The organism is Archangium lansingense, from assembly GCF_026626635.1.
In the GTDB taxonomy this organism is placed as follows: Bacteria; Myxococcota; Myxococcia; order Myxococcales; family Myxococcaceae; genus Archangium; species Archangium lansingense.
The window spans coordinates 11,883,399-11,905,594 of sequence record NZ_JAPNKA010000001.1 but is presented as its reverse complement, the minus strand read 5'-3'; the positions used below and the strand labels follow the sequence as shown (position 1 = coordinate 11,905,594).

Genomic DNA, 22,196 nt, shown 5'->3' with positions numbered 1-22,196 from the left:
TCCCCTTCGGTTGGTTTTTCCCAATTGGGAAAGGTGGATTCACATGCGGATGATGAAGACGGTTCTGGCTTTCGGTGCGATCGCGGCGATGACTGGCTGCGGCCCTGTGGACGAGGCGGAGCAGCTGGCCGCCGAGGGTGTGGAGCCCCAGGCCGCTCCGGCGGGCCGTCAGTGCGGCGCCGAGGAGTTTGACGCGGAGCAGGTCGCGCAGATCGAGGCCCGCTTTGAGACCCTCAAGGCTCGTCAGGCGATGGGCGGTGACGTGCATGCCATGGCCGTCTCCATCCCCGTGTACTTCCACGTCATCCGCACCAGCACCGGCACCGGCGGCGTGACCACCACGCAGATCAACAACCAGATCACGATCCTCAACAACGCCTACGCTGCGGCTGGCTTCAGCTTCTATCTGGCGGGCACGGACTACACCAACAACTCCACGTACTACACCTGTACGGGTGGCACGTGTGAGTCGCAGATGAAGAACGCCCTGCGCAAGGGCACGGCGACCGCCCTCAACTTCTACACCAACAACATGGGCGGCGGCCTGCTCGGTTGGGCCACCTTCCCCTGGAGCTACACCAGCTCCCCGAAGATGGACGGCGTGGTGGTGCTCCAGAGCTCGCTGCCCGGCGGCTCCGCGTCCCCCTTCAACCTGGGTGACACGGGCACGCACGAGGTCGGCCACTGGATGGGCCTGTACCACACGTTCCAGGGCGGCTGCGCGGCCCCTGGTGACAGCGTGAGCGACACCCCGGATGAGGCCTCGCCGGCTTCCGGCTGCCCGACCGGCCGCAACACCTGCTCCACCGCTGGCAACGACCCCATCGACAACTTCATGGACTACAGCGACGACGCCTGCATGAACAAGTTCACCGCCGGCCAGAACAGCCGCATGAACAGCATGTGGACCTCGTACCGCGCGGGCAAGTAAGCCGCCCCCGGTCGAGACAGCTCTCGTCTCGGACTTGAGCAGCGGGCCTCCCACCTCTGTGGGGGCCCGCTGTTTGTCTTTGCGGGCCTTGTCGTGCATTGCCCGCGCGAGACTCGAGTGGCCTTTGGCTTCTCCCTTGTCCAACTCTCTGAGCCGTTGCTCCCGCGCGCCCGGAGCCCCTTTCCCTCACAGGTTCTTTCGGAGAGGGACTGACGCCCCGGACTGGCGGAGCGCGGCGGGTGGGCTCTGGTGGAGCGAGGATGAGCCCTGACGCGGCGCTCTTTCCCGGGTGCCCATCACACCTCGTGGGGCGAAGCGGAAGCTGGCTCGGCCCCGTTCTCCACCCGCTCCCGGGCCTTCCCCTTCCACCGGAGAACGAGTCGCTCGAGAGTGGGCGGCCGGGCCCGCTCGTGGCGTGGGCGGCTTCCGCGTCACTGGGAGTTACAAAAGCAAGACGCCGGAGCGCGTGGGGCGCTCCGGCGTCTCGGACTTCAGAAGCTCAGGACTTCAGGCTCGAATCACAGACCGCGGTACTGGATCACCAGCGCCTCGGCGCGATCGACCTGGCCGGCCGAGAAGGTGTTCATGCAGCTGTCGTCGGTGTAGTCCATGAAGTTGGTGATGGGGTCCACGCCGCCACCCGAGCAGGTGTCGCGGCCAGCGGGGCAGCCGAAGGCGGAGGAGGCCTCGGGCGCCGTGTCGGCCACGCTGTCACCCGGGTTGGCGCAGCCACCCTGGAAGGTGTGGTACAGGCCCAGCCAGTGGCCGACCTCGTGGGTCGCCGTGTCACCCTCGTTGTACGGCGCCGCGGTGCCGCCGGGCAGCGAGCTGTACAGGATGACCACGCCGTCCATGCTCGGCTGCGAGGCGTAGCTGGAGGGGAAGGTCGCCCAGCCCAGCAGGCCCTGGCCCATGTTGTTGGAGTAGACGTTCAGGTCGGCCGCGGTGCCCTTGCGCAGCGCCGCCTTCATCTTCTTCTCGCAGGCGCCACCGGCGCAGGTGTACCACTGAGAGTTGGTGGTGCGGTCCGTCGACGTCAGGGTGAAGCGGTACGGGGTGTTCGCGTAGGCCGAGTTCAGCACGGAGATCTGGTTGGCGATCGCCGCGTCCGAGATGTTGCCCGCGGAGGTCGTGCCGTTGTTGATGACGTGCCAGTAGACCTTGATGTTCACCGAGCCGTTGGCGCGGGCCTGACCCTTCACGCGGCCGGCGATCGCCGCATCCACCGCGGCCTGCTCGGTCTCGGAGAGGTCCGCCGTCGCGCAGCCGCGAACGTTCGGAACGGCCTGCTGGGTCGCCGGCTGCTGCTCCTCGGCTGGCTTCTGCTCGGCGGCGCAACCGCCCAGCGCGAGAACGGCACCCACGACGACCGCGAACTTTCCACCCATCGAAACAACGCTGCGGGACATTTCCAACTCCTCGGGAAAGATTGCTGTTACTTGTAACTTGAGAATTAGGGCCGAGCAAGGGGCCCAGCGCTTTTTCTGAAATATTCTAGATAGATGGATGTGGGGAAACCTCGGCAAGCCGGGCGGAGTGAGTAATCCGGGGGAAACCGGGACGCTTCGTGAAGCGACCCATACGAAAAGCAAAACGCCGGAGCACGCGAGGCGCTCCGGCGTCGGGACTTCAGGGCTTCAGGCGAGGCTTACTTGCCGTAGCGGTAGGAGGCCCACATCGAGTCCATGCGGGCGATCTGGCCGGCCGTGAACGAGTTCATGCAGGAGTCGTCGGTGTAGTCCATGAAGTTGGTGATGGGATCGTTGCCCGTGCTGGTGCAGGTGTTGCGGCCCGTGGGGCAGCCGTAGGCGGGAGAGGCCTCGGCCGGGGTGTCGCTCACGCTGTCACCCGGGTTGGCGCAGCCGCCCTGGAACGTGTGGTACAGGCCCAGCCAGTGGCCGACCTCGTGGGTGCCCGTGTCGCCCAGGTTGTAGGGGGCCGCGGAGCCGCCGGGCAGCGAGGTGTTGAGGATGACCACGCCGTCATCCTTGGGGTTGCCGGCGTACCAGCTGGGGAAGGTAGCCCAGCCGAGCAGACCGCCACCGGGCGAGCTGAAGTACATGTTCAGGTCGTCCGCGGTGCCCTTGCGCAGCGTGTTCTTCATGGACGCCTCGGCCGAGGTGTCCGGGCCGGCGGTGTACCAGGTGCTGTTGGTGGTGCGGTCCGTGCTCACCAGGGTGAACTTGAACGGGGTGTTCTTGTAGGCGTTGTTGAGGACGGAGATCTGGCTGGCGATCATCGAGTCGGAGATGTCGCCGTTGGACGCGCCCGTGCCCTTGCGGATGACGTGGGCATAGACGTTGATGTTGATGGAGCCCACGGGATAGGCCTGGGCGTTGACGCGGCCGGCCAGGAGGGCGTCCACCGCGGCCTGCTCCTCCACGCTCGGAGCCGGCGTCGCACAGCCGTGAAGCGGGGCGGCCTGCTGAGATGCCGGCTGCTGCTCCTCGGCGGGCTTCTGCTCGGCGCCGGTGCAACCACCCAGCGCGAGGACGGCACCCATCATCACCGCGAACTTGCCACCCATCGACACGACGCTACGGGACATTTCCGGCTCCACGGAAAAAGTTGGTGTGTCTTATATCGCAGAACAAACTATCTGACAAGGGATTCAGGGGATTTTCGGGAATACCTCGTTTCATCGATGGGATGGGGGAGCTGGAGTGGGGCTGCGTGAAACGCAAAACGCCGGAGCACGCGAGGCGCTCCGGCGTCGGGACTTCAGGACTTCAGGCGCGCACTACTTGCCGGCGCGGTAGGTCGCCCACATGGACTGCATGCGGGTGCACTGGCCCGTGGTGAACGTGTTCATGCAGGAGTCGTCGGTGTAGTCCATGAAGTTGGTGATGGGGTCCACGCCGCCACCGGAGCAGGTGTCGCGGCCGGTGGGGCAGCCGAAGGCGGAGGAGGCCTCGGGCGGGGTGTCGCTCACGCTGTCACCGGGGCTGGCGCAGCCGCCCTGGAACGTGTGGTACAGGCCCATCCAGTGGCCGACCTCATGGGTGCCCGTGTCGCCCAGGTTGTAGGGGGCCGCGGAGCCGCCGGGCAGCGAGCTCTGGAGCACCATCACGCCGTCCATCTTCGGATTGGAGGCGTAGCTGGAGGGGAAGGTGGCCCAGCCGAGCAGGCCGCCGCCCATGTTGTTGGTGTAGAAGTTGAGGGAGCTCGCCGTGCCCTTGCGCAGGGCGTTCTTCAACTGCGTCTCACACGCGCCACCGGAGCAGGTGTACCAGGTGGTGTTGTTGCTGTAGTCCGTGCCCGCCAGATAGAAGCTGAACCCGCAGACGGCGTAGGCGTTGTTGAGGACGGTGATCTGGTTGTTGATCTGCGTGGTGGTCACGCCGCCAGCGCCGCTCGAGTCGCGGATGACGTGGAAGTACACGGGGATGGCGGTGGCCATCGCATGCACGTCACCGCCCATCGCCCGCCGAGCCGCGAGGGCCTCGTCCACCGCCTTCTGCTCCTCGAGGGACGGCGTGGGCGTGGCACAGCCGTGAAGCGGGGCGGCCTGCTGAGATGCCGGCTGCTGCTCCTCGGCCGGCTTCTGCTGCTCAGCGCCGGTGCAACCCCCCAGCGCGAGAACGGCACCCAGGACGACTGCGAACTTGCCACTCATCGGAATGCTACGGGCCATGTGCGACTCCTCGGTGAAAAGTCGCGGACCCTTATACTCTGAGTATGGGTATCAATCCAGGGAAGGACCGGAGTTCGAGAAACAGTGAATTTGAATGTCTATCCTGTAATTCCGGTCCTCAGTGGACGATGGCCTGGCGGGCCGGAGGCGTCACCAGGAGCGAGAGGCTCTCGAAGGCCTCGATGTTCTGGCGGATGTAGGCGCGTTTGATCTTCCCGCTGGTCGTCTTGGGCACGGTGTGCGGGCCGACGGGGATGACGCGGTTGGGGCGCACGCCGGAGCCCTGGTAGACCATCTCCTCCACGTGCTTGCACTGCTGGCGCAGCACCTCGGGCTTCGTCTCGGTGGTCTCGCACACGATGACGATGTCCTCGGTGCCCGTCTGGAGGTTGTTGACGCCCACCGCGGCCACGCAGCCGGCGCGCACTCCGGCCACCTGGGCGGCGGCGCTCTCCATGGTGTACGGGTGGTGGTTCTCGCCCGCCTTGATGATGAGATCCTTGCTGCGTCCGCAGATGAAGAGCTCGCCGTCGGCCAGGTAGCCCAGGTCTCCGGTGTGCAACCAGCCCTCGCGCAGCACTGCGTCGGTGGCTTCCGGGTTCTTGAAGTAGCCGCCGAAGAGGGACGTGCCGCGCAGGTGGATTTCGCCCTCCTGGCGCTCGCCCAGCACGTGGCCCTCGTCGTCGACGATGCGGATGTCGATGCCGCGCAGCACCCGGCCCACACTGAGCACCGTGAGCGCATCCGGGCCGCTCTCATGAATCGGGACGGCCTGCCGCTTCGAGGCCAGCGCCGAGCGGGAGATGGTCTCCAGGCGCAGGGGATCGTTCCGATCGCGGATGGAGATGCCCACCACCATCTCCGCCATGCCGTAGGCGGGCCGCCAGGTGTTCGGCTCGAAGCCGTGGGGCTGGAAGCGCTCGGTGAAGTGGCGCACGGTGTCGGCGTGGATGAACTCGGCGGCGTTGTAGGCCCGCTCCCACGCGCTCAGGTCCAGCCCCTCCAGCTCCGCGTCCTTGATGCGCTTGATGCACAGCTGGTAGGCGAAGTTGGGCGCGAAGGACGAGGTGGCGCGGAAGTAGTGAATGGCCCACAGCCAGCGCACCGGCTTGAGCAGGAAGCCGAAGGGGGGCAGCAGCGCTGTCGGAATCCCGTGGACGAAGGAGGCCAGGGTGGAGGCCACCAGTCCCATGTCGTGGAACAGTGGCAGCCAGCACACCATCAGGTCATCCGAGTCCCACTGGCTGATCTCCCCCATGGCCGCGCAGTTGGCGAACAGCGCGCGGTGGGAGATTTGAACGCCCTTGGGCGCGTCCGTGGTGCCGGAGGTGAACTGGATGAAGGCGATGTCGTCGGGGTTGGCGGTGGGCGGCTCGAAGTCAGGGGCCTTGCCCGCCAGCTCCTTCACGCTGGCCACGAAGGGGGCCTCGTGCTCCAGCTCGGGGGCGTAGTCCAGCAGGGCCTCGTGTGCCAGGTCCGCGAAGTCTGGATCGATGAGCATCGCCCGGGCGTCCAGCAGGCGCAGCTTCACCCGAAGGCGCTCGCCCCAGGCGCGCACGGAGACCTTCGAGGAGGGCAGCTCGATGAGGCAAGGCGTGGCCCCCACCAGGCCGCAGGCGAAGAAGCTCTCGAGGAACTCGGGGCTGGTGTCGAAGGAGAGCACCACCTTGTCGCCCTGCCGCACGCCGCGCGCGTACAGGTTGGAGGCGATGCGCAGCGCGGTGTGGTGCAGGTCCGCCGCGGTGAGGACGGTGAGCTTCTCCTCCAGGTCCACGAAGTAGAAGAGTGGCTGGGAGGGGCGGGTGTGCGCCCAGTGCACCACGGCCTCGGCGAGCGTGCTCACCGGTGCCACGTGGGCGCGGGTGGGGGCCCGCTGGGCAATCTCTCGGCTGGGGTGGCGCTCCACTCCGGGGCCCAGTTGCACGGACCCCGTCTGGCGGCGCAGCGGTTCCTGGCTCATCGCTGTCTGACCTCGGTGAAGGACCGGCTCGGACTTAGAAACGGACCAGCATGCCCTCGACGGTGAGGCCGGGGCCAAATCCCATCATCACGCCGTACTCGCCGCGCTGGGGCTTGTCCGTCTTCAACGCCTCTTCGAGCACCAGCAGGGCGGTGACGCAGCCGCAGTTGCCGAACTCGCTCAGCACATGCCAGCTCGCGCGCATGGACGACTTGTCCAGCTTGAGCTGCCGGGCAATGGCCTCGAGAATCTTCGGCCCGCCCGGGTGGATGAGCCAGTGCTTGATGTCTGCCTTGCCCAGCTTCTCCGGGCCCAGCAGCTTCTCCAGGAAGGCATCAATGTGCTCGGCGAGCACGAAGGGCACGTACGGCGACAGGGTCATCTTGAACCCGTCGGTGTACATGTGCCAGCCCATCAGCTCGTTCGTGTCGTAGAGCTGCTCGGTGTGGGAGCGGATGAACTGAATGCCCTCGCCATCCGGGGCGCTGCCCATCACCAGCGAGCACGCCGCATCTCCGAAGAGGCCCATGATGACGGCCTGCTCCGCGTCCGCGTCATCGCGGAACTGCAGCGAGCTGTACTCGGAGGCGTTGGCGATGACGTACTCGTCCGGGCGCGCGGCGATGCTGTCCATGGCCGTGCGCAGCACCGGGAAGGCCGCGAAGCAGCCCATGTGGCCCACGAAGGTGCGGCGGATGTTCGAGTTCAGCCCCAGCTTCTTGGCCGTGAACAGGTCCAACCCGGGGCCCGAGTAGCCCGAGTTGGTGGTCATGGTGAAGGCGCCCACCTTGGAGCGCTCGATGTCGCCCAGGGCCTTCTCCACGGACTGGCTGGTGACCTCGAGCCCCACGCGCTCGAAGACGCGAATGCGCTCGCTCAGGCCGCGGTTGCCGTTCTTGAGCTCCACGCGCGGGTCCCACGCGAAGTGCCGCCGGCGCACGCCCGTGTTCTTGATGATGCGGTCCGCTGCCGGAAGGTCCTTGTACCAGTCCTTGAGCAGCCCTTCGTACATCTCCTCCTGGGTGAGCGAGAGCGGGGGCGTGGCGGACGCGATGGACAGCAGGGTGGGGCGCAGTAGGGGTGCTGCCTGCCTCATGCAACCTCCACGTCGAGCTCACGCGGCTCGGCGTTGGAGAGGTGGGTGGCCCTGCCCTCGGGCAGCTCCGCGGGAGCGTTGCGCACCAGCCGCTCGTCGATGAAGTCCACCAGGCTGCCCACGGTGTCGTGACCGCGGCGCGAGGCCTTGATGTACCAAGGGGTGAACTCGATGTCCGCCACTTCTTCCTTGAGCCGGGAGATCATCGACTCGAGATGGAAGGAATCCATGCCCAGATCATACGTCATCGAGGCGAACTCGCTCACGTCGTCCGGGAACAGGCCCTGGTTGGTCGCCAGGATGATGTTGCGGACGTGATCGAGAATCTCCTGCCGGTGCATATGGACCTCCCGCTCAGGGCGAGTCTGCTGGTGGCTCGCCCGTGCAACGATGACAGAATATTACAGGCATGGAGCACATGTAGTCAACCTGGAATTTTCGCTTAAACCTGGAATGTAGGTCTGACGCAAAGCGTCACCTACACGGCCCTGACGGAGGGAGTAGTCCTCCAGGAGCAGGGTTCATCCTGTACATCGCGGAAAAAAACGAAAAGCCCGGGAGTACCCTGTCCTGAAGGGTAGGGCAGGGTGGGGCTATTCGACGTGGTACTGGCCGGCCACCTGGCTGACCTGGGCGGAGACCTTCTGGAGGGTCTGCGCGGCCTCCTGGGTGGACTCCAGCCGCTCCATGGCCTGGTCCATGCTGCGCGACAGGTCGGCGATGGCGTTGAAGATTTGAGCGAAGCCGGCGTTCTGCTGGCTCACGGCGGCGGTGATTTGAGTCACGGCGGCGGAGCTCTCATTCACCATGAGGGAGAGCTGGAGCAGGCTGTCGCCGGAGGTCTTCACCTTGCCCAGACCGCCCTCGACCTGGGCGGCACCCACGTCCGTCATGGCGACGGCGTCACCGATGGCGTTGCCCACCTCGTCGAGGATGTTGCTGATGCGGCTGGTGGCGCGGATGGATTGATCTGCCAGCAAGCGGATTTCGCGGGCGACCACGCCGAAGCCCTTGCCGTGCTCACCGGAGCGAACTGCCTCGATGGCGGCGTTGAGCGCCAGCATGTTGGACTGGTCCGCCAGGTCCTTCACCGTCTGGGTGATTTCGCCAATCTGCACGGCGCTGGTCTGCAGCCGCTCCATCTTGCCGCGGATGGCGAACACCGAGTCGCGGATGGCGCTGAAGCCGGCGATGGTCTGCTCGATGGCCTGGGTGCCGGCGCGGCTGAGCTCCTCGGCGTGCCGCACCACGTTGAGCACCTCTTGGGCGCGGGTGGCGGTGAGGTCGGAGGTCTGTTTGATCTCCTGCGCGGTGACGTTGGTCTCCTGGATGGCGGTGGCCTGCGTGGTGAGGGCGCGGCGCTGGGCATCGTTGGCGTTGCGCAGGGTGGCACCGGCCTCCACGAGCTGGTTGGCGGACTGCTGGAGGGTGCGAGGCAGGGCACTCAGCTGCAGGACGATGGAGTTGAGACCGAAGGCCAGGTCACCAATCTCATCGGTGGAGATCCACTGGGGCGGGCGCACCTTGCCGACGGAGAGGCCCTCGATGGCCTCGAGCACGGAGAGGGAGCCGCGCTCCTGGCGGCGCGCCAGCATCCACGCGGAGACGGTGGGGATGGTGAGCAGCAGGAAGGCGAGCACCGCCACGGGCATGCTCAGCTCGGAGAGGAGCGAGGAGGACATCCCCTCCATCATGATGGCGGCCTGGTGCTGGCCGGCGGCCTGGAGATCCTCGATGTAGCGGCGCTGGACGTTGTTGGATTGCACGGCCACGGCCACGCCGCCGAGGATGATGAGCGAGAGCACGCAGACGGCGAAGGCGTACGGGAGGAACCAGGACTGGCGCACCCAGAAGAAACCGCCGCTGAGGACGCGCAGGTTGGGGTGGCGCTGCTGCTCCTGGAGGGCCAGCGGCTGCACCCAGCGCTCGATGACGATGCCAGCGGGGAATGCCAGCAGGAGCCCGACGGCCAGCCCCACTGCGCCGCCCCACACGGCCAGCTTGATGTCCTTGCCGAACCACAGGCAGACGCCCGTGCTGAAGAAGGTCGCGCCGACGGCGTAGGTGCCCACCAGGTTGTAGAAGGCCAGGCGCCAGGGCAGCTTGAGGATGCGCACCAGCCGCAGTCCGGGCTGATCGCCCGGGTTGACCCGCAGCGCGTCACCGACGAGGTAGTGGATGATGGCCAGCGGGCAGAGGACCGCGAAGATGAGGAGCGTCGGCGGGAGGATCACCAGGAGCGCGCGTGAAACCTCATCCCCCTCGAGCCCGAGCACCATGCCCAGCAGGTAGGCCACGAAGGGCGCCAGGGGCAGCGCGCAGGCGCGCATGAGTGCGTCAATGCGGCTGGGCAGGGAGCGGTCGCTGCTGCTCGATGATTTGGAGGACGCCATGATCGAGGCCCGGGGCGGAGCCGGACGCGGGCTCCGGGCGGGACGCTATCACCTTTCATCTCCCATGGCGCGAAGGGTGCTGGAGGAGCAGCCGGTGGTGGGGAGCGGGCCCACCGTGAGGGGTAGGATGGTCGCCTGCCCGCCCGTCACTCGGGCATGGAGACCGTTGAGTGCATCACAGCTTCATGCGTTTGAAGACGCGCTCGGGGATGCCGCGGATGGCGAACATGATGGGGCCCCAGAAGCCGGGCAGGTAGACCTCGTCCTTGCCCGCATCCGCCGCCCGGACGATGCCTCGGGCCACCTTGTCCGGGGTGGCGAAGAGGGCGTTCTTCTTCATGTCGGCCGTCATCGGCGTGTCCACGAAGCCAGGCTTCACCGTCACCACCGCCACGCCCGAGCGCGCCAGCCGGTTGCGAAGCCCCTGGAGGAACACGCTCAGCGCGCCCTTGGAGGCGCCGTACACGTAGTTGCTCTGCCGCCCCCGGTCTCCTGCTACCGAGGAGATGACCACCAGCGTGCCTGCCTTCTGGGCCTCGAAGCGGTTGGCCAGCGGCGTCAGCAGGGACACCGCGCTCAGGAAGTTGGTCCGCAGGACCTTCTCCGCCTCCGAGTAGGAGCGCTGGGCGGCCTCCTGGTTGCCCAGGATTCCATGGGCGAGCAGCGCCCCATCCAGCCCTCCGAGCGCCGTCGTCGCGCGCTCCACCAACGCCTCGTGCTGGGCGAGGTCGTCCAGGTCCAGCGCCTCGGTGTACACGCTGGCGGCGCCCCGCGAGCGCGCCTCGTTGGCGACGGCCTCCAGCCGCTCGGCGTTGCGGCCCACCAGGTACAGCGACGCGCCACGGGATGACAGCAGCTGCACCGTGGAGCGAGCAATGGCGCTCGTGGCGCCGAGGACGATGACCTTCTTCATGGACTCCCTCATGTCGCGGCCAGCAGTACGCCCAGGGCGAGGAGCCCCACCCCGTAGCTCACCTTGTCCTTCAACGCGAAGACCAACGGGTCCTCGTTCACCTGACCCCGGTGCGCCAGCAGCCACACCCGGCCCACCCAATACAGCATCACCGGGCACAGCAGCCACAGCCGCTCGGGTTGGGCGTAGAGCGCCGTCACTTCCCGGCTGGTGATGTAGAGCGCGAGCACCAGCACGGACAGGTAGCCGCTGGACACGCCGAGGATGGCGAGCTGCTCGTAGTCCCCCGCCATGTACCCCCGGCCTGGCGCCGCTGACTCGTTGGCCTGCCGCAGCCGCCGCACCTCGCTCAGCCGCTTCACCAGCGCGAGCGAGAGGAAGAGGAACATGGAGAAGGTGAAGAGCCAGCTCGACGTGGGCACGCCCACCGCCAGCGAGCCGCCGAAGATGCGCACCGTGTACAGCCCGGCCAGCACCAGCACGTCCAGCATCATCACCTGCTTGAGGTACAGCGAGTACGCCAGCGTCACCGCGTAGTAGGTACCCAGCAGGGCCAGGAAGGAGCTCGGCAGCAGCAGCGCCAATGCCACGCCCGCGCCCAGCAGCAGCGGCGTCATCCACAGCCCCGCCCTCACCGGCAGATCTCCCGCCGCGAAGGGGCGCCGCCGCTTGGTGGGGTGCTGGCGGTCCGAGTCCAGGTCCAGCAGGTCGTTCAGCACGTACACGCTCGAGGCGCACAGGCTGAAGGAGATGAAGCCCAGCAGCGACTGGAGCAGCAGGGGCAGTTGGAGCGCCTTGTGCGCGGCCAGCAGCGGCACGAAGAGCAGCACGTTCTTGGCCCACTGGTGCACCCGCAGCGCCTTGAGCAGCGTGCGCGGGAGCGGCTTGGAGGGCTCGGTCCGGCGTGCCTCCTCGTGAGGCTCGACGAGCGGCTCGCCATTGGCGTGGATGGCATCGAAGAGGCCCAGGTGTGCGGCCACCGCCTCCGCCACCCGCCGGTCCGCGGCCGTGGCCAGCACCACCCGGCGGCCCCGGGCCTTCTCCTCGGAGAGGTGTGACAGCAGCACCTCGTCATAGGGCAGCCGGGTCACGTCCAGCTCCACTCGCCGCGCCACCTCCGCTCGAAGGAAGGCCTGGCCCCGCAGGCTCCACCCCAGCACCACGGGCGCCAGGTACGGCTGGTGCTTGAGCAGCCTCAACAGGCCCTCATGCAGCGTGTCCGTGCGCGCGAGCACTCCGTCCAGCTCGACGGCGAGCGGGCGCATGTCCTGTGGCGCGGGAGCGTTGGAGGAGGTGGGCTGCATCGTCGGGCCGCGCAGGGTAGCGCAGGGGGAGGGCCTCGCCTCCTTTTATATGGGACTGCCTGTTCGCGGGCCGATGGATGGCCGCGGAGAGGGCAGCCGGGCCTACTCGGGCCGGGCGATGATGAGCGTCTGCAAGGGCAGGTGGCGCACGGGCCGGGTGCTCTCGATGCGGAAGCCCGCGTCGTCCAGGAAGCCCTCCATCTCCGCCGGCGTGTAGGCCGCCGCCTTCGAGGTGAGGAAGTAGTGCAGGCCGATGAGCGGGGCGGCGCTCGGCGGTTTCTCCACGTCCTCGCGCAGGTACTCCAGCACCGCCAGCGTTCCCTTGTGCGTCAGCGAGGTGCGTACCCGGCGCAGCAGCGCCACGTTCTGCGCGGGCGACAGGTGGTGCATCACCTGGAAGAGGAGCACGCCGTCATACGGGCCGCCCAGCTCCGAGGCGAGGATGTCCCCCTCCTTGTGCGTCACCAGGTGCGCCAGGCCGGCCTGGGCGATGATTTCTCGCCCCACCCGCACGCTGCCCTCCAGGTCCAGCACCGTGGCCTTCACTCCGCGGTTGCGGCGGCACAGCTCCGCGGCGAACCAGCCGTGCGCGCCCCCGAGGTCCAGCACGTGCCGCGCTCCCCGGGGCAACGGGATGGAGCGCACCACCTCGGGCGCCGACAGCCGCGCCATCTGGTGCATTGCGTGGATGTAGGCGCGCCAACGCGGGTCGTCCGGGGCGAAGCGGTGGATGTCCACCGACTCTCCCGTGCGCACGGCCTCCTCCATGTGGCTCCACCACTCCCATTGGGTGTAGTTGAAGTCCAGGAAGCCGCCGACGTACTGCGGCGAGCGCGGATCCAACCAGCGCCGGGCCCGGTCCGCCATCCGGTAGCGGCCCTTCTTGCGCTCCACCGCGTCACACGCCTCCAGCGCCTCCATCAGCGCGCGCGTGCCCTCGGGCGACAGCTTCAGCCGCGCCGCCAGCTCCTCCACCGTGGCCGAGCCATCGGCCAGCGCCGCGAACACGCCCAGACGTTCCCCGGCCATCAGCGTGCGCGATGCCATCATCCCGAAGAAGGCGTGCGCCAGCGGCTGGGGCGCCAGGTTCAGCCAGTCCGCCACCCGCTCCAGAAGGTTGTCCGCCTTGAGTCCGAGCCTCATCGTCCCTCCTGGCCGCGCCGCCGCGCTGCCACCACCAGGCCCAGCCCCAGCCCCACCACCGCCAGGCTGTCCTCGGGGCCCAGCAGACAGCCCACGCGCTCGGCCTGGCGGATGCCCGTGTAGCGGCACGCACCCTGCGTACAGCTGAAGCGCGACGGGCATTCGTGACTGCTGCGGCAGGCTCCCCCGGGCCGGCCGTCCTCGTTCTCCTCGTTGTCGCGGTCCGCTCCTCCGCTGCCCACCGAGGCGTCCGGGACGTCATACACGCTCCCCGCATCCCGGGTGCCCGCGTCCTGTGCGTGGACCGCTAGGGGGAGTAGCAGGGCCAGGGTGAGGCCCAGGCACGACACGATGCGACGGGTCAGGTGGGAGGACTTCATGGGGTGGATCTCGACGGCTGGGGGGACCCCAACCTATCCGCCTGGCAGCCGGGATGCATCCTTCGCTGCATCAAGCTCTTACGAACGGACGGGCTTTTGGCTAGGGTGTGCGCGCGATGGCTCCCCGAATCCTCGTCGTCGATGACAACCAGGAGCTGCTCACGCTCCTCACCCAGCTCTTCGAAGATGCAGGCTACGAGGTGGTGGGCGCGACCAAGGGCAAGCAGGCAGTCGAGGTCTCGCGTGCCCAACCCCCTGCGGTGGCCGTGCTCGATATCCTGCTGCCCGACATGATGGGCTACCACCTGGCGGACGCGCTCCGGAAGGACCAGCCCCAGCTCCCGCTCATCTTCATCACTGGCGTCTTCAAGGGCGGCAAGCACGCCATGGAGGCCCGCCAGAAGTACGCGGCCGCCGGCTACTTCGAGAAGCCCTTCGAGGCCGCCAAGCTCCTGGAGGCGGTGCAGAAGCTGGTGCCCACCCAGAAGCAGGCCCCCTCTCCCACGTCCATGCAGGACGCCTTCGACGTGGAGCTCGACATCGACGTCGAGGAGGAGGGGCCCCAGGACGCGATGGAGCTGACGGGCCGCATCAAGGTGACGGGCGGCGACAACCTCACCGCCGAAATCCGCGGCGCCAACCTCACCGCCACCCCGCTGCACAAGGTGGCCGCAACCCTGGTGCGCCCGCCCGTGCCGGGCCGTCCGCCAGACCCCATGCCCGTGGGCTCGGGGGGGCCAGGCCAGCGCCGCGGCGAGCTCAAGGACAACCTGCCCTCGCTCCTCACCGCCTTCTACCTGGCGCGCGAGACGGGCGAGCTGGGCGTGCAGCGCGGCAAGGTGCGCAAGGTCGTCTACTTCGAGCGCGGCACCCCGGTGTTCGCCCTCTCCAACCTGCTGGCGGACCGCTTCGGCCAGTTCCTCGTGCGCGTGGGGAAGATCAAGCCCGAGCAGCTCGAGGACGCCGCGTCGGTGGCCACCGCGAACAACCGGCGCACCGGCGACGTGCTGGTGGAGCGCAGCCTGCTCAAGGACACCGAGCGCCTGTACTACGTGGGCCAGCAGGTGAAGGCCATCATCTACTCGCTCTTCTCGTGGGAAGACGGCACCTACGTGATGAGCTTCAAGGAGAAGGCCACCGCCGAGTCCATCAAGCTGGACGTGCACCCGGCGAACCTCATCGTCCGCGGCATCAAGAAGCTCTACAAGCCCGAGCGCCTGCGCCGCATGCTGCGGCCCGAGGACCGGCTCATCCCCGCCGTGGCCCCGGCCTACCAGCTGCACGAGGTGGAGCTGGAGCGGTGGGAGGCGGAGCTGCTGCCGAAGATCGACGGCAACCGCACCGTGGCGGAGCTGCTCGCGTACGCCAACCGTCCCGACCAGGTCGTCTACGGCTTCCTGGTGTCGATGATGTCGCTGGGCATCCTCGAGCAGCGCACCAATAGTCAGTAGAAGAACCCGGGTCGCGCATGCACCCTCTCCCGCTGGGAGAGGGCGGGGGTTGAGGGTCGTCGCCTGGGTTGCGGACACACCGGGCAGGGCAAACCCTCACCCTGACCCTCTCCCAGCGGGAGAGGGAAACTCAGAAGCGGCTGGCGATCCAGAACAGGCCGAGTGCGGCGGAGGCGACGGCCACGAAGCGCTGGAGCCGCTCGGCGATGTTGGAGCTCAGGCGGGCGAGGCCCTCGGCGAAGAGGAGGCCCACCGCGCCCATTCCCAGCAGGATGCCGAATGCGAAGCCGGGCAGGTACGTCCACCCGGAGGACTGCATGCTGCCACCCACGAGCAGTGGGGGCAGGGCGAGCAGCAGCGAGCGCACCCCGCTGACGGCCATGAGGGCACCGGCGGCGGTGCTCACCTGGTCGTGCATGTGGGAGTGCGGCTCATGCGTGTGGCCGGGCAGGTGAGGGTGGCCGTGGCGCAGCACGTTGGGGAAGAGGAAGGCGGTGACGGCGAGCGCGACCAGCACCGCGCCGCCGAAGATCTCCGCCCAGCGCTCGAAGGTCTCGGAGAGGCCCACGCCGGCCAGGAGGCAGAAGGTGGCGACCCCGCCGAGGACTGCCGCATGCCCGATGGCGAAGCGCAGCGCGACGAGCAGGGTGGCACGGCGCCGGGAGGGCCCCAGTGTACCGAGCGTGGCCATGGCGGCGCAGTGGTCGGGCCCTACCGCGTGGAGCAGGCCCTGGCCGAGACCGAAGAGGAATGCGAAGAAGAGGGGAGACACGGGGAGCACCCTATCCGCCCTTCGTGTCCGAGGCCAGCAGGAGGGTTGCACGTGTCTTCTAGCTACCGAAGCCGTCGGGTCGTGGTGCCGCTCCTGCTGAGCCTCCTGGTGACGCTGGGGGCCTGCAAGCGGGACAAGGGGCCCGAGCAGCTCGCGCGCGCCGAGGCGAAGCACGCCGAGCTGGTCGAGCGCGGAGTTCCTCCGAAGGACCCTGCCTGGGATGCGGTCATCAGCGAGCTGGAGAAGGTGCCGCCGGACTCCAAGGCCTATGCGGAGGCCCAGCGGCGGCTCACCCGACTCCGGGAGCTGAGGAGCACCCCGCTGCCACGCCGCCCGCTGTCGAGGCCCGGTGTGCCGGAGGGGGGATCCACCTCGCTGGACGAGCACGGCCACCCCATGCACCCGCACCCCGAAAACGCCGACGGCGGAAGGTGACCGGAAAAGTGGGGCTTGCGAAGGCGTGCGATTGGGTTATCCAAGGGCGCACCTATGCCCATTCCCCAGACAGGCAATCCGGCTCCCGATTTCCAGCTGCAGGACCAGAACGGCAACGACGTGAAGCTCTCGAAGCTGCGAGGGAAGAACGTCGTCCTCTACTTCTACCCGAAGGATGACACCTCGGGCTGCACGCGGGAGGCGTGCGACTTCCGGGACGAGCACTCGGCGCTGCAGGCGGCGGGGGCGGTGGTGTTGGGCGTGTCGCCGGACGACACGAAGAGCCACCTGAAGTTCGCCACGAAGTACTCGCTGCCCTTCCCGCTGCTCGCGGACACCGAGCGCAAGGTGTGCGACGCCTATGGCGTGTGGGGCGAGAAGTCGCTGTACGGCCGGAAGTTCATGGGCGTGACGCGCGCGACCTTCCTCATCGACACCGAGGGCAAGGTGGCCCGGGTCTGGCCGAAGGTGAAGGTGCAGGGCCACGTGCAGGAGATCCTCCAGTCGCTCCAGGGCGGCGCACCCGAGGGGGAGAAGACTGGAGCAAGTGGGGCGGCGGCGGAGCCGGCTCGGAAGAAGAGCGCCACGAAGAAGGTGTCCGCGAAGAAGGCGGCTCCAGCGGGCAGGACCGTGGTGAAGAAGGCCGCGACGAAGAAGCCGGCGGCGAAGAAGTCGGCGGCGAAGAAGTCGACCGTGCGCCGGTAGTCCCCGGACACGGAGCGAGCATCCTTCCCCTCGCCCCCCGGGAGAGGGACGGGGTGAGGGTATCGAGCCCCCCTGCTTCCAGCCGGTGCGCCAGAGCCCCCTCCGTCCGTCTCCGTACGGGCAAGCAGCCCTTGCCCGCCTGCTCGCGGCTACCGGTCTCCTCTGTGCATGTGCACCCCTGTCCTTACAAGGCACGACGACAGGGAGGCGGTCATGCGGAAGACGGGGATGAAGCTGGTGCTGCTCGGCGCGTTCGCTGGCGCGGCGCTGCTCGCCGGGTGCAGCAACCCCTATGACTACGGGCGCAAGGGGTCCTTGGTGGCCCAGGACGACTACTACTCCGAGCAGACGCAACAGGGCACAGGTGGCGCCGGTGAGGCGGATGCGAAGCCCGCAGACAACGAGTCGTCCAAGCAGGCGCAATCCAACCTCTGGTTGAAGCAGGACATGCGCGTTCCGTATCCGCCGCCTCAGCTCGATGGCCTGGTGGCCCTGGAGCTCGGGACGGGCAAGCCGCTGCGGGTGGGCCCCAATGGCGCCTGGGTCCAGGGCACTCGTGGCGTCGAGATGGGCTCTGGCCTCGCTACGTCGGTCTCCACCTCGGGCAGTTCCATCGAGCCGCGGGAGCAGCCCACGGGCGCGCCGTCGCTCCCCAACGAGCCATCCGGCGAAGGCCAGCAGGCGCCCAAGGGGCAGATCGGCCAGCCTCCGGCACCGGATGATCAGTGACGAGAGCCCGGTACCCGCGCTGGAGGGCGGCCGGACGAGCGGGCGCTCGACAGAGACCCGCTCGGTAGCCCGGAAGCCGCCGGGTGCCCATCCCTGATGACGCGGCGTGCTCCGCCCTCGCACCCCGCGAGGGGCGAGAGCGCCAGACGTGGTTCCGGGAGACGGACATGCACGACAGCGGTTTCAAACGGTGGATGGTGTTGGGGGCGCTGGCCTCGGCCTCGTGGCTGGTTTCGGCGTGCGGAGCCCTTCCGCAACAGGGGAACACCTATGCGGTCGCCCCCGGCTTCGTGCGGCCCGCGGAGCAGGCCGGCTACAACGGCACCATTCGGGACATCCCCACCAGCATCGACCCTCGCACTCCCGAGGCGGACGGCGTTCAAGGCCGCTCCCTTCGGATGGACGCCGGGGAGCGGGCGCTGCTGGGGGCGGAGCAAGGACTGGGCGGCAGCGGCTCCACTCCGCCCGCTCAAGGCCCCGAGGGCGGCCCGCTCTACGAGGAGAAGGGGGCTGAGGGCAAGAACAAGCCCACGAAGCCCAACACTCGGAAGTAGGTCATCCACCCGCGACACGGGACGGGAGGCGACTCACACGGGCCTTTAGGGACCTGTGCGGTGACACCTGCCCGCGGCTCGGACCAAGACTACCGGGACGCCAGCATGACTTCGGTGGGGTCCTTCCCGTTGAAGCCGCTGGCGAGCCCCTCGGAGAGCGCGCGGTGCTCAGCGTCACCGAGCGTGGCCAGCCGGTCCTCGGGGCCGTGAGCGAAGCGCGCCTCGAGGCGGGCCAGGCGGCGGTGGGCCTCGTCGATGCGCGCGCGCGGCACGCGGCCGGACTCCACCGCGCGCACCAGTGCCTCGATGCACCGCCGCTGCAGGTCCGCCCGGTGGCAGACGAGGAAGAGGTCCACGCCGGCCAGCGTGCCCTGCACCGCGGCCTCCTCCACCGAGTAGTTGTCCGCGATGGCCTTCATCTCCAGGTCATCGCTCACCAGCACGCCGTCGAAGCCCAGCTCCCGGCGCAGCACGCCGTCGAGCACGCGATGGCTCATGGTGGCGGGCACCTTCGGGTCGAGCGCATCGAAGAGCACGTGCGCCGTCATCAGCGAGGCGAGCCCAGCCTGGGCGAAGGCGCGGAAGGGCACCAGCTCCACGCGGCGCAGGCGCTCCATGTCGTGGGGCAGCCGCGGCAGCGTCAGGTGGCTGTCCGAGGTGGTGTCCCCGTGTCCGGGGAAGTGCTTGCCGCACGAGGCCACACCGCCGGCCTCCAGGCCGCGCGCGAGCGCCACGCCCATGCACGCCACCTCGTCCGGGTCGCGGCTGAAGCTCCGGTCGCCGATGACGGGGTTGGTGGGGTTGGTGTCCACGTCGAGCACGGGCGCGAAGTCCCAGTCGAAGCCCACCGCACGCAGCTCGTGAGCGAGCAGCCGGCCCACGCGCTCGATGAGGGCCACGTCGCCGCGCTGACCCAGCTCGCGCATGGGGGGCAGGGCGGTGAAGGGCGCGCCGCGCAGTCGGGCCACCCGTCCGCCCTCCTGGTCCACCGAGAGGATGAAGGGCCGGCGCGCGCGCGACTTGATGTCGCGGCACAGAGAGGCCGTCTCCTGCGCGGTACCTACGTTCCGTTTGAAGAGGATGGCGCCGAAGATGCCGTCATCCATCAGCGCGGCGAAGTCGTCGTCGATGCGGGTGCCGGGGAAGCCCACCATGAAGAGCCGGGCACAATCCCGGTAGAGAGCGTTGCTCATAGGCTCGTACCTTCTCACGCCGTCCGCTCCACGGGGAGGGAAGAGCGTGACGGATGCCTGCCTCCACACGTGGCTGCCTGCTCATTCGTCAGGAATGCCGCACTCGGGAGGAGGGGCGGCGGGCGGGCCAGCCCCCCTGCTGGCGGAAGGGCTCTCAGCCCATGACGGGAAGGAGGAGGGCAGAGGGATGCGCGGGGTCATGAAAGACAGCCTGGTCCGCGGGCACGAGTGTCTTCGCGGTGGCGAGCGGCTCGCCGGTGCCAGGGTTGCGGGCGAACCGGGGATGCGCTCCGCTGGAGACCTGGAGCCGGATGCGATGGCCCGCCAGGAAGCGATGGGCGGTGGGCCACAAGTCGATGGTGATGCGCAGGGTTCCATCAGGCCCGGCGGAGGGCTTGCCCGGCACGAGGCGCAGCAACCCGTCGCAGAGGTTGATGGATCTGCCCGAGGGCTCCACATCGCACAGGCGCGCGAAGAAGTCGGTGTGCGGCAGGCTGGAGCGGACGAAGAGCTCGGCTTGGACGGGGCCGATGACCTCCAGGTCCTTCTCCAGCGGTGCACTGGTGTACGTGAGGACGTCTGACCTCGACTCCAACTCGCGGTTGTCTCGTGCTCCCGCCTCCCGCGTCAGGAGCGCGCCTCCCAGCGAGGGCGTGGGGGCGGCGGGGTCGTAGCGGTAGCGATCAGGCCCCGAGGTCGCGGGCGTCGCTTGTGAGAGGCCCCGGCCCGGTTGCAGGTGCCAGCGCCGCGTCTGGATGCCCGGCGGAGGCCACTCGGAGAAGTCGCGCCAGGTGTTGGCGCCCATGACGAAGACGCGCACGGGTGCCTCGCGCAGCTGGCTCCGGTCTCCCTTGAGGTGAGCCTTGAGCCATACCAGTGACTCGCGCGCGGCGACCACAAAGCCTTCGGGGGAGACGTGGGTCCACGGCCCGATGGTCAGGTAGGGCGCGCGCCCGGCCCTCTGGAGTGCGGTGTAATCGCTCACCTGCCACGGCAGGAAGATGTCGTACCAGCCGCCAATCAGATGGACCGGTGCGGTGAGCTCCGAGCGCGAGCCGCTGAAGTCCGCGGCGTTCCACCACGGATCTTCCGGAGCGCCGTGCTCGAGCCAGTCCTGGAAGAAGGGCACCCGCTCGCCAGTGGCCAGCGCGTCCACCTCGTTCAAGGGCAGGTGCCGGAAGAGGGGCTTGAGCTTACGGGCCGCGCCGAGCCGGGTGAGGCTGGCTTGCAGCCCGGTCTTCTCCTGGTTGCGGACGAGATGCACCCAGGACAGCGTGGTGTCGAGCGAGTAGGCGCCGCCCGCGTAGGTCTGACTGCGGAACTCGGATGCGGTCTCATGGGCGACCAGTGCCTTCAAGCCGGGCCCTGCGTCACGGGCGAGCGCCCATTGCACGAGGCCCAGATAGCTGGCGCCGTGCATGGCGAACTCGCCGGAGAACCAGTCCTGCTGCTTCATCCACTCGATGGTGGCCAGACCATCGGCCTTCTCGTTCCGGAAGGGATCGAGCTGTCCACCCGAGCCGAAGGTTCCGCGCACGCTTTGAACGAGCACCTGGAAGCCGCGCTCGGCGAAGAGCCTTCCGTACTGGAGGCCGAAGATGCCCCGCCGACCATAGGGAGAGCGTACGAGGATCGTCGGAAGCTTGCCGCCATGACGAGGGGCATAGCGATCGGCCAGTAGCTTGATGCCATCGGGCATCGGCACTTCGAGGTCCCGCTCGACAGCAACGTCATGGGTGTCCGCGGGGGGAAGCTCCAGGAGACGAGCGAGGAAGCGGCTGGCGAGCGTCATGGCCGCTCATGATGACACCCCGCCGAGCACCCGGTCACACCTGAAGTGAGGGCGACTCCTCTCTATATGAGGGGCGCGAGATTACCATCCAGGTCAGGGCGCTCCGGAAAGTGAGGATGCCACCGTGAGCACAATTCTACTGGTCGATGACGAGCCGGACCTGATGGAGCTTTACACCGACGTGCTGGAGGTCATGGGGTACGAGGTCGTCCAGGCGCACGATGGCATGGAAGCCCTGGAGAAGGCCCACCAGCATCGCCCGGACCTGGTTGTAACGGACTGGATGATGCCTCGCATGGATGGGGTCGAGCTCTGCCAGCACCTGCTCCAGGAGCCGGAGCTCAAGGGGGTCCCCATCATCCTGCACAGCACCAGGCGGGCACCCCGCCTCCCGGGCGTCCGCATGGTCCTCTCCAAGAGCAGCCCGCTGGAAGAGTTCGAGGACGCCGTGGCGCTGGTGATCGACGAGAGCCACAGCGAGTCGCTCCCCGCCCCCACTTCCCTGGTGCCCTCCGCGGAGGCCCACCACTGAGGCTCCACGTGCTCCTCAATGGGCCGGCTGGAATCGCGGGTCCTCGAGGAAGGTCTCGTCGGTGAGCGCGTGAAGGAACGCGACGAGGTCCGCCTTTTCCTGCGTGGTCAGCTCGAGCGGGTGAATCGTCGGGTCCGTATTGGGATGACCCTGGCCACCTTGTGCGTAGTGCTCGATCACGTCCTCCAGGGTCTCCAGTGAGCCGTCGTGCATGTGCCTGCGTTGGGGGCATTGATTTGCCCCGAGCGCAGCCGGAGATGCGGACTCCGCCGCCGAATT

The 22,196-nt window shown here is 68.2% G+C and carries 22 protein-coding genes; 7 read left to right on the top strand and 15 right to left on the bottom strand.

Annotated elements, in window-relative coordinates; genetic code table 11:
* The first annotated feature begins 49 nt into the window (after positions 1 to 49).
* Positions 50 to 931, top strand: coding sequence for a zinc metalloprotease (locus tag OV287_RS47550; protein ID WP_267540701.1), 882 nt, complete (start codon positions 50 to 52; stop codon positions 929 to 931).
* Positions 932 to 1,449: 518 nt separating this feature from the next.
* On the opposite strand, the gene OV287_RS47545 is transcribed toward OV287_RS47550, so the two are convergent.
* The 11 genes from OV287_RS47545 to OV287_RS47495 all read right to left on the bottom strand — a co-directional run bounded on the left by OV287_RS47545 (position 1,450) and on the right by OV287_RS47495 (position 13,754).
* Positions 1,450 to 2,340 carry a zinc metalloprotease gene (locus OV287_RS47545; RefSeq protein ID WP_267540700.1) on the bottom strand — a complete coding sequence of 297 codons (891 nt, stop codon included), beginning with the start codon at positions 2,338 to 2,340 and terminating at the stop codon, positions 1,450 to 1,452.
* A gap of 239 nt (positions 2,341 to 2,579) precedes the next feature.
* Entirely contained in the window at positions 2,580 to 3,479 is a 900-nt protein-coding gene (locus OV287_RS47540) for a zinc metalloprotease (RefSeq protein WP_267540699.1), read from the bottom strand.
* A gap of 192 nt (positions 3,480 to 3,671) precedes the next feature.
* Positions 3,672 to 4,565 carry a zinc metalloprotease gene (locus OV287_RS47535; protein WP_267540698.1) on the bottom strand — a complete coding sequence of 298 codons (894 nt, stop codon included), beginning with the start codon at positions 4,563 to 4,565 and terminating at the stop codon, positions 3,672 to 3,674.
* Between the two features lie 118 nt (positions 4,566 to 4,683).
* The gene (locus tag OV287_RS47530; protein ID WP_267540697.1) at positions 4,684 to 6,525 is read right to left on the bottom strand and encodes a fatty acyl-AMP ligase; all 1,842 of its coding nucleotides are present in this window, start codon (positions 6,523 to 6,525) and stop codon (positions 4,684 to 4,686) included.
* A 34-nt stretch (positions 6,526 to 6,559) separates the two neighbouring features.
* The gene (locus tag OV287_RS47525) at positions 6,560 to 7,621 is read right to left on the bottom strand and encodes a type III polyketide synthase (RefSeq protein ID WP_267540696.1); all 1,062 of its coding nucleotides are present in this window, start codon (positions 7,619 to 7,621) and stop codon (positions 6,560 to 6,562) included.
* Complete coding sequence (locus tag OV287_RS47520) at positions 7,618 to 7,962, bottom strand: acyl carrier protein (protein ID WP_267540695.1); 345 nt, start codon at positions 7,960 to 7,962, stop codon at positions 7,618 to 7,620. The genes OV287_RS47525 and OV287_RS47520 overlap by 4 nt, the downstream gene beginning before the upstream one ends.
* A gap of 252 nt (positions 7,963 to 8,214) precedes the next feature.
* Complete coding sequence (locus tag OV287_RS47515) at positions 8,215 to 10,014, bottom strand: methyl-accepting chemotaxis protein (RefSeq protein ID WP_267540694.1); 1,800 nt, start codon at positions 10,012 to 10,014, stop codon at positions 8,215 to 8,217.
* Between the two features lie 175 nt (positions 10,015 to 10,189).
* A complete protein-coding gene (locus tag OV287_RS47510) occupies positions 10,190 to 10,927 on the bottom strand; it encodes an SDR family oxidoreductase (RefSeq protein WP_267540693.1) in 738 nt (245 codons plus the stop codon).
* 8 nt (positions 10,928 to 10,935) lie between these two features.
* Positions 10,936 to 12,231 (bottom strand): UbiA family prenyltransferase, encoded by a 1,296-nt coding sequence (locus tag OV287_RS47505; RefSeq protein WP_267540692.1) that lies wholly within the window; start codon positions 12,229 to 12,231, stop codon positions 10,936 to 10,938.
* Positions 12,232 to 12,333: 102 nt separating this feature from the next.
* Entirely contained in the window at positions 12,334 to 13,374 is a 1,041-nt protein-coding gene (locus OV287_RS47500) for a class I SAM-dependent methyltransferase (RefSeq protein ID WP_267540691.1), read from the bottom strand.
* Positions 13,371 to 13,754, bottom strand: a complete 384-nt coding sequence (locus OV287_RS47495) for an MXAN_6627.5 family MYXO-CTERM protein (protein WP_267540690.1) — start codon at positions 13,752 to 13,754, stop codon at positions 13,371 to 13,373. The genes OV287_RS47500 and OV287_RS47495 overlap by 4 nt, the downstream gene beginning before the upstream one ends.
* 116 nt (positions 13,755 to 13,870) lie before the next feature.
* Between OV287_RS47495 and OV287_RS47490 the strand changes: the two genes are divergently transcribed.
* Positions 13,871 to 15,205 carry a response regulator gene (locus OV287_RS47490; protein WP_267540689.1) on the top strand — a complete coding sequence of 445 codons (1,335 nt, stop codon included), beginning with the start codon at positions 13,871 to 13,873 and terminating at the stop codon, positions 15,203 to 15,205.
* Between the two features lie 130 nt (positions 15,206 to 15,335).
* On the opposite strand, the gene OV287_RS47485 is transcribed toward OV287_RS47490, so the two are convergent.
* A complete protein-coding gene (locus tag OV287_RS47485; RefSeq protein WP_267540688.1) occupies positions 15,336 to 15,977 on the bottom strand; it encodes a hypothetical protein in 642 nt (213 codons plus the stop codon).
* Positions 15,978 to 16,028: 51 nt separating this feature from the next.
* Here OV287_RS47485 and OV287_RS47480 point away from each other — a divergent pair, with 51 nt between their 5' ends.
* From OV287_RS47480 to OV287_RS47465, 4 genes are all read left to right on the top strand, one after another.
* The gene (locus tag OV287_RS47480; RefSeq protein ID WP_267540687.1) at positions 16,029 to 16,412 is read left to right on the top strand and encodes a hypothetical protein; all 384 of its coding nucleotides are present in this window, start codon (positions 16,029 to 16,031) and stop codon (positions 16,410 to 16,412) included.
* A gap of 54 nt (positions 16,413 to 16,466) precedes the next feature.
* A complete protein-coding gene (gene bcp, locus OV287_RS47475; RefSeq protein ID WP_267540686.1) occupies positions 16,467 to 17,117 on the top strand; it encodes a thioredoxin-dependent thiol peroxidase in 651 nt (216 codons plus the stop codon).
* Positions 17,118 to 17,330: 213 nt separating this feature from the next.
* A complete protein-coding gene (locus tag OV287_RS47470) occupies positions 17,331 to 17,846 on the top strand; it encodes a hypothetical protein (RefSeq protein WP_267540685.1) in 516 nt (171 codons plus the stop codon).
* Positions 17,847 to 17,929: 83 nt separating this feature from the next.
* Positions 17,930 to 18,400: a hypothetical protein gene (locus OV287_RS47465; RefSeq protein WP_267540684.1), complete on the top strand. Its 471-nt coding sequence runs from the start codon at positions 17,930 to 17,932 to the stop codon at positions 18,398 to 18,400.
* An 89-nt stretch (positions 18,401 to 18,489) separates the two neighbouring features.
* On the opposite strand, the gene nagZ is transcribed toward OV287_RS47465, so the two are convergent.
* Both nagZ and OV287_RS47455 read right to left on the bottom strand, forming a co-directional pair.
* The gene (nagZ, locus tag OV287_RS47460; protein ID WP_267540683.1) at positions 18,490 to 19,593 is read right to left on the bottom strand and encodes a beta-N-acetylhexosaminidase; all 1,104 of its coding nucleotides are present in this window, start codon (positions 19,591 to 19,593) and stop codon (positions 18,490 to 18,492) included.
* A gap of 154 nt (positions 19,594 to 19,747) precedes the next feature.
* Positions 19,748 to 21,385, bottom strand: a complete 1,638-nt coding sequence (locus tag OV287_RS47455) for a CocE/NonD family hydrolase (protein WP_267540682.1) — start codon at positions 21,383 to 21,385, stop codon at positions 19,748 to 19,750.
* A 124-nt stretch (positions 21,386 to 21,509) separates the two neighbouring features.
* Here OV287_RS47455 and OV287_RS47450 point away from each other — a divergent pair, with 124 nt between their 5' ends.
* Complete coding sequence (locus OV287_RS47450; protein WP_267540681.1) at positions 21,510 to 21,917, top strand: response regulator; 408 nt, start codon at positions 21,510 to 21,512, stop codon at positions 21,915 to 21,917.
* A 15-nt stretch (positions 21,918 to 21,932) separates the two neighbouring features.
* Here the strand turns inward: OV287_RS47450 and OV287_RS47445 are convergent, their stop codons facing one another.
* On the bottom strand, positions 21,933 to 22,130 hold the full coding sequence (locus OV287_RS47445; RefSeq protein ID WP_267540680.1) for a hypothetical protein: 198 nt from the start codon (positions 22,128 to 22,130) through the stop codon (positions 21,933 to 21,935).
* Positions 22,131 to 22,196 lie beyond the last annotated feature (66 nt).

Excerpts from the sequence above, each read along its gene's own strand:
- OV287_RS47550 (WP_267540701.1), top strand. The coding sequence starts at position 50 with ATGATGAAGACGGTTCTGGCTTTCGGTGCGATCGCGGCGATGACTGGC.
- OV287_RS47545 (WP_267540700.1), bottom strand. The coding sequence starts at position 2,340 with ATGTCCCGCAGCGTTGTTTCGATGGGTGGAAAGTTCGCGGTCGTCGTG.
- OV287_RS47540 (WP_267540699.1), bottom strand. The coding sequence starts at position 3,479 with ATGTCCCGTAGCGTCGTGTCGATGGGTGGCAAGTTCGCGGTGATGATG.
- OV287_RS47535 (WP_267540698.1), bottom strand. The coding sequence starts at position 4,565 with ATGGCCCGTAGCATTCCGATGAGTGGCAAGTTCGCAGTCGTCCTGGGT.
- OV287_RS47530 (WP_267540697.1), bottom strand. The coding sequence starts at position 6,525 with ATGAGCCAGGAACCGCTGCGCCGCCAGACGGGGTCCGTGCAACTGGGC.
- OV287_RS47525 (WP_267540696.1), bottom strand. The coding sequence starts at position 7,621 with ATGAGGCAGGCAGCACCCCTACTGCGCCCCACCCTGCTGTCCATCGCG.
- OV287_RS47520 (WP_267540695.1), bottom strand. The coding sequence starts at position 7,962 with ATGCACCGGCAGGAGATTCTCGATCACGTCCGCAACATCATCCTGGCG.
- OV287_RS47515 (WP_267540694.1), bottom strand. The coding sequence starts at position 10,014 with ATGGCGTCCTCCAAATCATCGAGCAGCAGCGACCGCTCCCTGCCCAGC.
- OV287_RS47510 (WP_267540693.1), bottom strand. The coding sequence starts at position 10,927 with ATGAAGAAGGTCATCGTCCTCGGCGCCACGAGCGCCATTGCTCGCTCC.
- OV287_RS47505 (WP_267540692.1), bottom strand. The coding sequence starts at position 12,231 with ATGCAGCCCACCTCCTCCAACGCTCCCGCGCCACAGGACATGCGCCCG.
- OV287_RS47500 (WP_267540691.1), bottom strand. The coding sequence starts at position 13,374 with ATGAGGCTCGGACTCAAGGCGGACAACCTTCTGGAGCGGGTGGCGGAC.
- OV287_RS47495 (WP_267540690.1), bottom strand. The coding sequence starts at position 13,754 with ATGAAGTCCTCCCACCTGACCCGTCGCATCGTGTCGTGCCTGGGCCTC.
- OV287_RS47490 (WP_267540689.1), top strand. The coding sequence starts at position 13,871 with ATGGCTCCCCGAATCCTCGTCGTCGATGACAACCAGGAGCTGCTCACG.
- bcp (WP_267540686.1), top strand. The coding sequence starts at position 16,467 with ATGCCCATTCCCCAGACAGGCAATCCGGCTCCCGATTTCCAGCTGCAG.
- OV287_RS47470 (WP_267540685.1), top strand. The coding sequence starts at position 17,331 with ATGCGGAAGACGGGGATGAAGCTGGTGCTGCTCGGCGCGTTCGCTGGC.
- nagZ (WP_267540683.1), bottom strand. The coding sequence starts at position 19,593 with ATGAGCAACGCTCTCTACCGGGATTGTGCCCGGCTCTTCATGGTGGGC.
- OV287_RS47455 (WP_267540682.1), bottom strand. The coding sequence starts at position 21,385 with ATGACGCTCGCCAGCCGCTTCCTCGCTCGTCTCCTGGAGCTTCCCCCC.
- OV287_RS47445 (WP_267540680.1), bottom strand. The coding sequence starts at position 22,130 with ATGCACGACGGCTCACTGGAGACCCTGGAGGACGTGATCGAGCACTAC.